This is a genomic window from Jingyaoa shaoxingensis (genome assembly GCF_014385005.1).
Taxonomy (GTDB): Bacteria; Bacillota; Clostridia; order Lachnospirales; family Lachnospiraceae; genus Marvinbryantia; species Marvinbryantia shaoxingensis.
In genome coordinates, this window is sequence record NZ_JACRSZ010000034.1 from 1 (window position 1) to 9,393 (window position 9,393).

A 9,393-nucleotide genomic window follows, 5' to 3' on the forward strand; every position below is an offset into this window, starting at 1 on the left:
TACTGTTGCATTGTGGATTATATTCTGCAAATATTGTTCTCATCGTATCTTATCTCCTTATCGATCAATAAATCATCAGTTACAAAAATCAGAAGCATTTCAATCAGTTCACCATGTCAGTTTTATTTTGTGTTATACTGTTTTATAGATTTTTCTTGGTCTCCGCTGCCGCTTCGGTCGGCACAGAGCAGATGTCCACCGGACATCTTGTGCCCTTGTATTTTCCCTTATCAGAGTTTGTAAACACTGGCGGGACGATATAACACAAGGGAAACAATAAGGGAAAGCTCACCTGCGACAAATCCAGTGTTTTCAAGGGTTTACAGAGAATTTAATAACAAAATATAACAGTTATTAAATCTCTTAAAACAGGTGAAATCTCAATCGGAATTTATAAAGGAGAATATTGATGAAACTATTTTTATGTTCGCACTTTTCAAGTGTAGGAAGTCTGATAAAGGAAGAAATTGAAAATAAGAAAGTCGCATTTATTCCAACAGCTTCGTTGCGTGAAGGCTACACCGGTTATGTCGGCTCGGCTCGAAAATTATTCAAAAAGTTGGGAGCAATCGTAACTGAAATTGATATTTCAACGAAGGCTTATTCAACGATACAGTCTGTTTTTGAAGATGCAGATGTGATATATTTTACCGGCGGAAATTCTTTCTTTCTTATGGACCAACTCCGTAAAACAAGAACTGATGGGTTGCTGAAAAAGGAATTGGCAAATGGAAAATTGATGATCGGCGAGTCGGCAGGCGCAATTATATGCGCTCCAAGCATCCAATATATCGAGCAAATGGATGAAAAGCCGGAGGACTACTCACAAGAAGATGATGCAGGGCTTGATTTGATTGATTTCTATGTTCTTCCGCATTATCTTACAGCACCATTTAAGAAAGTTACCGAGAAAATAATGACTGAGTTTTCCGATTTGAATCTATGCCCTATTAACAACCATCAGGGAATTGTAATTGATGGTGAAGGTTCAAAGGTTATTTGCAAAGACTAATTTGAAAAATCCTTTTTTTGAAACTGGAAAATCGGAAGCTGAGGAGATAGACTATTGAGAACATATGAGAATAAAGACGAGCTTAAAAACGAGATAAATAAAAGCTTTGCAAAGTATATTTCAGAATTTAATGATATTCCGGAGCATTTAAAAGATAAGAGAATTGATGAGGTCGATCGAACTCCGGCAGAAAATCTTGCTTATCAGGTTGGCTGGACAACTCTTGTTATTAAATGGGAATCAGACGAAAGAAAGGGTATTCCTGTCAAAACTCCTTCGGATAATTTTAAGTGGAATCAGCTTGGCGAATTATATCAATGGTTCACAGATACATATGCTCAGCTGTCACTACAAGAATTGAAAGACAGATTGAATGAGAATATCAACTCTATTTATGTAATGATTGATTCTCTGAGTGAGGAAGAATTATTTAAACCACATATGAGAAAATGGGCTGACGAAGCAACTAAAACAGCTGTCTGGGAAGTATACAAATTCATACATGTTAATACAGTTGCTCCGTTCGGAACCTTTAGAACCAAGATTAGAAAATGGAAAAAGATTGCACTATAACTTCAAGTTTGTAAAACTGATGGAATAAAAAGATGTAAAGCTGGGAGCATTAGCTTACGGCTTTTTAAGTTAAAGCAAATAGAAGTAAATAATGGTCAAAAAACAATCGACATCCGACCTCGTACACGTTATAATATAAGTAATCTAATAAGAAAACAGTGTTATCATTACTGCATTGCTAAATGAGAATGGTAGCCATAAATATGAATTCGTAGGAACGGAATGGTTGAACCCTCAGGGTGACAATGTCACTCATTTGTCAGCGAGAGGTGCTTAACTTAGATGATTTTCAGTTTTCTTATTTTGACATGGATTTACAGGAAGGGTAGAAAAATCAATGATTTCATTGACTTATCCTAACTCAAAATAATATAGGTTTCCAACGGGGGCTTGAACTCCTAAGCACTAGATGTGGGTTCGATTCCCGCACGGGACGTCCTATCAAAAGCGGAATGTATTAGAAAATATCTAATATGATTTCCGTTTTTTTGTTTTTTTCAGAGGGGAAATGGAATGGAATGTCAGCTAATACGGAAAGAATCCTATTAGCCGCTGTCTAATAAAACGCACTGCTGGTATAATAGCTGGAAATAAATCGAAATTCTAATAAAAGAGAAAAGCCAGCTGTTTATTTGAGAAAGTGGATGTAAATTCAAGCTCAGATAAGAAAAAAGAGGAAGGGAAATATCCGGCGGTAAGTTGTTAGGTGTGAATCAATGTCATTAACTTAAGAGATTGTTGTTTGTTAAACGGGCAATGATCTCTCTGATATCTTATTGATGAGCGTGGAATCATTGTAAAAGCAAATGATAAAGTCAGGGCGGCGAATGATCCTGAAAACATGCTTAAGGAGTTGGCATAATGAAGATTATATTATCACCTGCAAAAAAAATGATTACCGATACAGATAGTATAGCACCAGTTGGACTGCCAGAATTTATTGACAGGACAGCAGAGATATTGAGCTGGATGAAAAGTAGATCAAAAGAAGAATTAAAAGCTATCTGGAAATGTAATGACAAGATTGCAGAACAAAATTTCAACCAATTAGAAAATATGGATCTTTATAATATGCTTACACCGGCTGTTTTATCGTATGAGGGAATCGCATTTCAGTATATGGCACCATCTGTGTTTGAAAACCAGCAGTTTGATTATATACAAAATCATTTGAGGATACTGTCTGCGTTTTATGGTGTTCTAAAACCGATGGATGGTGTGACCCCTTATCGCCTGGAGATGAAGGCGAAAGCTGAAATAGAAGATACCAAAAATCTATATGACTATTGGGGTGAAAGATTATATCGTTCGGTGCTTGATGACAGCAGGATTATCATTAATCTTGCATCAAAAGAATACTCGAAATGTATAGAAAAATATTTATCAGATAAAGACAAATATATTACGGTTACGTTTTGTGAACAATCAGGGGATAAACTGGTAACAAAAGGTACATATGCTAAGATGGCTCGTGGTGAGATGGTCAGATATATGGCAGAAAAAGAAATTGAAAATCCTGCAGACGTACAACCGTTTGACAGACTTGGATACAATTTTAGAAGAGATTTATCATCTGAAATAGAATATGTTTTTGAACGAAAAATTATGGAATAAGATTGTGCGAAAAAGGGACATTTACAAAGTGCTATTATTTCAAAAATAGTAATTATTACTAATTTTATATTGACATTTTAAAACTTCTGATATATACTTCTAATTAAGAATAAATCCTAATAAGGAGAGCAAATGACTAACAGAAGAAATACAATTCAGAAAGATCTTGTGAAAAATGCTGTATATGAAATGAAAAGGCATGTTACAGCAAATGAAGTATATGAATTTCTAAAAAAAGAATATCCTACCATTGGAAAAGGAACAGTATATAGAAATCTTGATATACTGTCAGAAGAAGGTGCTCTGAGAAAGGTTGAAGTGCCAGATGGAGCAAATCGGTTCGATATCACATTGAAAAATCATTATCATGTGAGATGTATAAAATGTGGTGAGGTATCGGATGTAGATATGGAGGAAATACCGGATTTAATGAAAAGAATTCATGATACGCATGGAATTGATTTTTTGGAATATGATATTTCCTTTAAAGGCATTTGTCCGAGATGCAGGGAGAAGATGAAGGAGGAGCAGAATGGATAAAAAGCGATGTATAAGCTGAGTTACGGATTATTTGTACTGACTGCAGAGAAGCCCAAGAGGATAATGGCTGTATCATTAACACTGCAATCCAGGCGGCATCAGAACCTAATCAATTAAGTATCTGTGTAAATAAAGCAAATTATACACATGAAATGATCCAAAGAACCGGAAAATTCACAGTGTCAGTATTAAGCCAGAGTGCCCAGTTTGAATTATTTAAACATTTTGGTTTTCAATCCGGGCGGGATATGAATAAGTTTGAAACATTTGAAAAATGTGCAAGGGGCGAAAATGGAATTTACTATATCACAGAAGGAACAAATGCGTATATTTCTGTAAGTGTTAATAAAACAGAAGATTTGGGTTCCCATACGATGTTTATTGGTGAAATAACAGACATGGAAGTCTTAAGTGATATCCCTTCTGTAACATACGAGTACTATCAGAATCACATAAAACCTAAGCCACAGGCAGTAGGAAAAACAGAAGATGGTCAGACAATATGGCGTTGCAGGATCTGTGGATATGAGTATGTAGGAGAAGAATTACCGGATGATTTTGTATGTCCTTTGTGCAAACATCCGGCATCAGATTTTGAAAAAGTGATAAAGAAAGCGGAGGTAAAGGAAATGGCAGTAAACAAATACGCAGGAACACAGACAGAGAAAAATTTACAGGAGGCATTTGCAGGAGAGTCACAGGCAAGAAATAAATATACTTATTTTGCTTCTGTTGCAAAAAAGGAAGGCTATGAGCAGATGTCAGCATTATTCTTAAAAACAGCCGATAATGAGAAAGAACATGCAAAGATGTGGTTCAAGGAGCTGGCCGGAATTGGTGACACAAAAGAAAATCTGGCCGCTGCTGCAGAAGGTGAAAACTACGAGTGGACAGATATGTATGAAGGGTTTGCCAAAACAGCGGAGGAAGAAGGATTTCCAGAACTTGCAGCAAAATTCAGAGCTGTAGGAGAGATTGAGAAACATCATGAAGAACGATATCGTGCACTTCTTAAGAATATTGAAACTGCACAGGTATTTGAAAAGAGCGAAGTCAAAGTATGGGAATGCCGTAATTGTGGACATATCGTAGTGGGAACAAAAGCACCGGAAGTATGCCCGGTATGCAATCACCCGCAGAGCTATTTTGAAGTACATGCAGAAAACTATTAATGTGAATTGCAGATATGAATATGGGTATGTCTGTTATACGATACAATGAGGGGCGGAAATGAACAAACTGAAAACATTATCCGGAGCACAATTAAAGTATATCGCATTTACAACTATGCTCATAGATCATGTAAATAAGGCTCTGATTTATCCTAATTTGAATGGAGGAATATTGCTTGTGATAAGTGATATTTTTGACATATTAGGAAGAATAGCTTTCCCGATCTTTATATTTTTATTGATAGAAGGTTATTTCAGAACGACAAACAGGTGGAAATATTTAGGTATGCTTCTTTTGTTTGGAATAATCTCAGAAATTCCATATGACATGTTTACAACGGCATCCTATTTTGAGCCAAATGGAAACAATATTATGTTCACATTGGCTTTGGTACTCGTTATCATTTGGATCATAGATACATTAAAAGAAAAAATGGGAGTACGTTGGCGTATATTATGATATTTCATTTCCGCTGTAATCGTGGGAGCCGGATGCCTGAGTGCGATGATATTGGGATTGGATTATGAGTATCATGCAGTCTTAATTGGGTATTTTTTATATATTTTTCATAAAAAACCTGTTTGGGCAATTCCATTTTGCTTTTTGGCTATGTATAAAGAACCGTGGGCGTTATTGGGATTTGGATTAACCCTTACATATAATGGAGAACGGGGAAGGCAGAATAAGATTGTAAATTATTTGTTTTATCCAGTACATCTCTTTGTTCTGGGTATGATAAAAATGTATTTTGGATTTTAATAATACTTAAGAAAATCAGAATTAGGAGGATTAACTAATGAAATACGTATGTGATGTTTGCGGATGGGAGTATGATGAAGAGGAAGGATATCCAGAAGGTGGTATCGCACCGGGAACAAAATGGGAAGATGTTCCGGAAGATTTTGAATGTCCGTTATGTTCCGTAGGAAAAGATCAGTTCTCAGAAGTATAATAAATAACAATGAAAAGGAAGGACGTCAAGTATGTGATATAACGGATGACCTTCTTTTTTTACAGAATAAAAAATGCACAAATTGTAGGGAGATGAATACTATGAGAGGTCTTAGCCGAAAATTATATCTTGATCTTTCTGTTCCAACCGAAGAGGATCAGCGTTCAGACCAGCAGCGCATTCTGGAAGCTTTATCCGCGGAGGGCGTGAAAGAGGAGGTTCATATTCCGGTTCGCATGTTGAGACAACTATATCCATTACTTGATCGTGCAGGTTGGAAAATAACCGTTTCGCTTTCCTGGAATGGAGAAAAATGGGAGCTGGTTGATATAGAAAGCGGAGATACAGCCAGACAGCATTATGGGCTGGCTGTGGATCTTGGAAGTACAACGGTAGTGGTGAGACTTTTAGATTGTAATAGTGGTGAGATATTGGGAGAAGAGAGCTGCTTTAATAAACAGATTCAGTGGGGAACCGATATTTTATCACGTATTTTTTTCTGCAAAGATGACAGAAAAAAACTGGAAGAGATACGGCTTGCTACAGTTGAGTCTATTATAGAGTGCATGGATAAGCTGGATGTAAAGCATCCGGTGTCACGAAAATGTCTGTCTATGGTAGTAGCAGGCAATACCACCATGATCCACTTTCTTTTGGGAATAGATGCTTTCTGTGTCTTTTATACGCCACATGCTGTTCATGCAGACCGTCCGGGATTCCAGCCAGCAAAAGATCTGGACATTCCGCTGAATGGTTATGTATATTGTTATCCGGCGAAGTCTAATTATCTGGGTGGTGACATCATCAGTGGAATGATTGAAACGGAATTATATAAAAAGGATGGAATCAGTGTTTTCTTTGACATTGGAACCAACGGTGAACTTGTGATAGGAAATAAAGATTTTCTTCTTTGCGGCGCCGGTGCGGCGGGGCCTGCATTGGAAGGCGGTGTAGTACATACCGGGATGAGGGCAGATGCCGGAGCAGTGGACAGCGTGAGGATAAGAGGTGGAAAAATCCATGTTCATGTAATTGGTAACTCTTCAGGAAAAATTAGCCCTAAGGGTATCTGCGGTTCCGGTATTGTCGATCTGATTGCGGAACTTTTTTTAGAAGGCTGGATAGATATTCGTGGTAAGTTTTCTCCTGAAAAAACGAATCTTATTCAGAAACGAGAAGGTCAGCTTTGCATAGAATATGCTCCGGGTCTGTATTTTTATCAGAAAGATATCGACGAATTTATTCTTACCAAAGCCGCAGCACATATAATGGTTGAGATCATGCTCCGGGAATCTGGACTTGAACTGAATCAGGCAGATCGATTTTATGTAGCCGGCTCTTTTGGAAAATATGTATCTGTGGAATCAGCCATTACCATTGGGATGTATCCTGACATGGAACGGGAGAAGATGATCAATGCTGGAAATTCTTCGCTGGAAGGAGCACAGAAGCTTTTGCTGAACAAAGAACTTCTTGCAGATATTGATCAGATACTGGAAGAAATGACTTATATACAATTTGCGGAAGTGGATGATTTTCTGGAACAGATGGTAGCTGCCCAGGCCTTACCTCACACAGATTATAAAAAATATCCAACGGTCATGGAAAAATTAAAGAAAAGACAAAACATATGCTTTTATTGATCCGAGGCTGAGAAATCTGTCATGGTAAGCATATTCCAGATTTCTCAGAAAACAGAACAAAGGAGGAGACAAGATCAAATAAGTGGTTTATGGAGCGCAAGAGTGCGTAAAGATTTAACAAAGAAAACAGGATCTGCAGAAGAGCTGACCTTTCCCTTTAGCTTTTTTTAGATTAACATATAAGGGCATTACATCTATGTCCATGCAGTATTGTTATTGCTGCCGATAGGGCTGCAGGTAGTGGGCGAAAGAAGATTTCGAAAATTAAAGTAATGAATGATTGGAAAGTTGTTGTGGGAAACCGCAGCAACTTTTTTTGTAGAAATTTGTAAACTGCTGTCATTTTTTTATGTCTGATCCGTATATATATAGGGAGGAATAAAATAAAAAGAATTACATGAACGCAAAAAGGAAAAGTATCAGAAAAAAGTAAAGACAGATGATTTACAAAAAATACCATGGAATTTGTCAGATCTGTGGGACAGAAATATCTTATGAAGAGATGACAATCGACCACATCATACCACTGGACGCAGGAGGAAAAAATGAACTGGCCAATTATCAGTGTACCTGCCGGGTCTGTAACAGTATGAAAGGGACAATGATGCTGGAAGACTTTTATATGCACATAACAGAAGTATTCTGGTATCTGACGGAGAAAAAATGTGGGAAAGAATTTACTGAGAAGTTATACAGGCTGATCCAAAATTTGTAGTATTTCTGTTCGGAAAAAATACAAGCGTTTAGAATACGCATAAATACAGGCTTTGCTGGGTGTAAGGGAATGAATGTAGCATACTTTTAACATGATCGAAACAAAAAAACATGAAAAAGGGCATTTTGAGTACAGATAAAAAAGAGCGTTTCGGCGGTCTTTTTTTAGTTGACTGATATTAGAATGGTTGTCTTTTTGTGAATGAGTATATGACATATTAAGGAAAAGACAGGAAAGGAGACAGCCGTATGAATAATGAAGAATACAATACCAAGAAGTGGTCGCTAAAGGCATGCAGAGTTAATGAAAAACTGAGCCGAGAAGAAGTTGCACAGAGACTTGGAATATCTGTAGTGACTGTGATATCCCACGAAAATGGAAAAGGAATTCCACTCTATTCCCAGCTAGAAAAGTATTCCCAGATATATCAAGTGCCTATTGATAAAATAAACAGTGAATACCGATGAAAAAGTATATGGATCCCGGCAGGCTTATCCTGCAGGGATCTATGTATGCTAGTCGCAGTCGATAACCTGTGGCATCGGGCAAATCAATTGATTTACGATTTCATCATATAAGGAACGCTGACCAACAAATTTTTCTCGAAAAACAGAGCTGTTATTGCATTCACGTATGAATAGAGAAAACAATTCAGTCTTATAATCATCTCGGATCCAAGTTGCATTATCGATAACTGGTTGAAGGTCTGTGATGTCTAACAGTAATAATTCAGTATCATCTTTTTCGACAAATAGATGAAGGCATTCCCGGACGTATGCCAGTGAATTGGTGTAGCCGAGTTCTATAGCGGTAGACAGGAGAATACCTTCAACGGTTTGATCAGCAATGCAATTGCAAAGTAAGCGTCAAATAAAACAGTGTATAGAAAAATAACCGTCAGCCTTTTATACTAAAAGGTCAACGGTTATCGACAGAATTCTTTTACAAGAGGATTCCAAGGCAGATAATCATTCAGATATTCAGGATGTTCAAGAAAAGCACTCCCCGACATGTCGGACAGGATATATTTTATATATTTCATCGGGGCAAGCCCATTCGCTTTCGCTGTCTCTACCAGTGTATAGATTCCTGCACTGGCTTCCGCCCCTTTCGGACTGCCGGAGAACAGCCAGTTCTTTCTGCCGATCACAAAGGGACGGATACAGTTTTC

Annotated in this window: 10 protein-coding genes and 3 pseudogenes; 12 read left to right on the forward strand and 1 reads right to left on the reverse strand. The window is 37.4% G+C overall.

From position 1 onward, the window contains the following. Positions 1-409: 409 nt before the first annotated feature. The 12 genes and pseudogenes from H8716_RS16955 (at position 410) to H8716_RS17010 (ending at position 8,689) form a co-directional block, all read left to right on the forward strand. A complete protein-coding gene (locus H8716_RS16955) occupies positions 410-1,012 on the forward strand; it encodes a Type 1 glutamine amidotransferase-like domain-containing protein (RefSeq protein WP_249310142.1) in 603 nt (200 codons plus the stop codon). 54 nt (positions 1,013-1,066) lie between these two features. Beyond that, positions 1,067-1,585 (forward strand): ClbS/DfsB family four-helix bundle protein, encoded by a 519-nt coding sequence (locus H8716_RS16960; protein WP_055264514.1) that lies wholly within the window; start codon positions 1,067-1,069, stop codon positions 1,583-1,585. Between the two features lie 769 nt (positions 1,586-2,354). Continuing rightward, positions 2,355-2,447: pseudogene (locus H8716_RS17975) on the forward strand (peroxiredoxin); the annotation flags it as partial. Next, positions 2,447-3,199, forward strand: coding sequence for a peroxide stress protein YaaA (gene yaaA, locus H8716_RS16970; RefSeq protein ID WP_249310143.1), 753 nt, complete (start codon positions 2,447-2,449; stop codon positions 3,197-3,199). The pseudogene H8716_RS17975 and the gene yaaA, both read left to right, overlap by 1 nt. 132 nt (positions 3,200-3,331) lie before the next feature. Further along, positions 3,332-3,739: a Fur family transcriptional regulator gene (locus H8716_RS16975; protein ID WP_117450067.1), complete on the forward strand. Its 408-nt coding sequence runs from the start codon at positions 3,332-3,334 to the stop codon at positions 3,737-3,739. A gap of 6 nt (positions 3,740-3,745) precedes the next feature. Beyond that, a pseudogene (locus H8716_RS17980) lies at positions 3,746-4,350 on the forward strand (flavin reductase); the annotation flags it as partial. An 18-nt stretch (positions 4,351-4,368) separates the two neighbouring features. Then, on the forward strand, positions 4,369-4,911 hold the full coding sequence (gene rbr / locus H8716_RS17985) for a rubrerythrin (protein WP_249310151.1): 543 nt from the start codon (positions 4,369-4,371) through the stop codon (positions 4,909-4,911). 58 nt (positions 4,912-4,969) lie between these two features. After that, a pseudogene (locus tag H8716_RS16990) lies at positions 4,970-5,671 on the forward strand (TraX family protein). Positions 5,672-5,708: 37 nt separating this feature from the next. Beyond that, positions 5,709-5,864: a rubredoxin gene (locus H8716_RS16995; protein ID WP_019161201.1), complete on the forward strand. Its 156-nt coding sequence runs from the start codon at positions 5,709-5,711 to the stop codon at positions 5,862-5,864. Positions 5,865-5,965: 101 nt separating this feature from the next. After that, positions 5,966-7,507: an ASKHA domain-containing protein gene (locus H8716_RS17000; RefSeq protein WP_106492201.1), complete on the forward strand. Its 1,542-nt coding sequence runs from the start codon at positions 5,966-5,968 to the stop codon at positions 7,505-7,507. A gap of 439 nt (positions 7,508-7,946) precedes the next feature. Further along, positions 7,947-8,222: an HNH endonuclease gene (locus H8716_RS17005; RefSeq protein ID WP_249310145.1), complete on the forward strand. Its 276-nt coding sequence runs from the start codon at positions 7,947-7,949 to the stop codon at positions 8,220-8,222. Positions 8,223-8,470: 248 nt separating this feature from the next. After that, positions 8,471-8,689 carry a helix-turn-helix transcriptional regulator gene (locus H8716_RS17010; protein ID WP_249310147.1) on the forward strand — a complete coding sequence of 73 codons (219 nt, stop codon included), beginning with the start codon at positions 8,471-8,473 and terminating at the stop codon, positions 8,687-8,689. Between the two features lie 458 nt (positions 8,690-9,147). On the opposite strand, the gene H8716_RS17015 is transcribed toward H8716_RS17010, so the two are convergent. Beyond that, on the reverse strand, positions 9,148-9,393 hold a 246-nt coding region (locus H8716_RS17015; protein WP_249310149.1), incomplete at its 5' end, for a transposase domain-containing protein.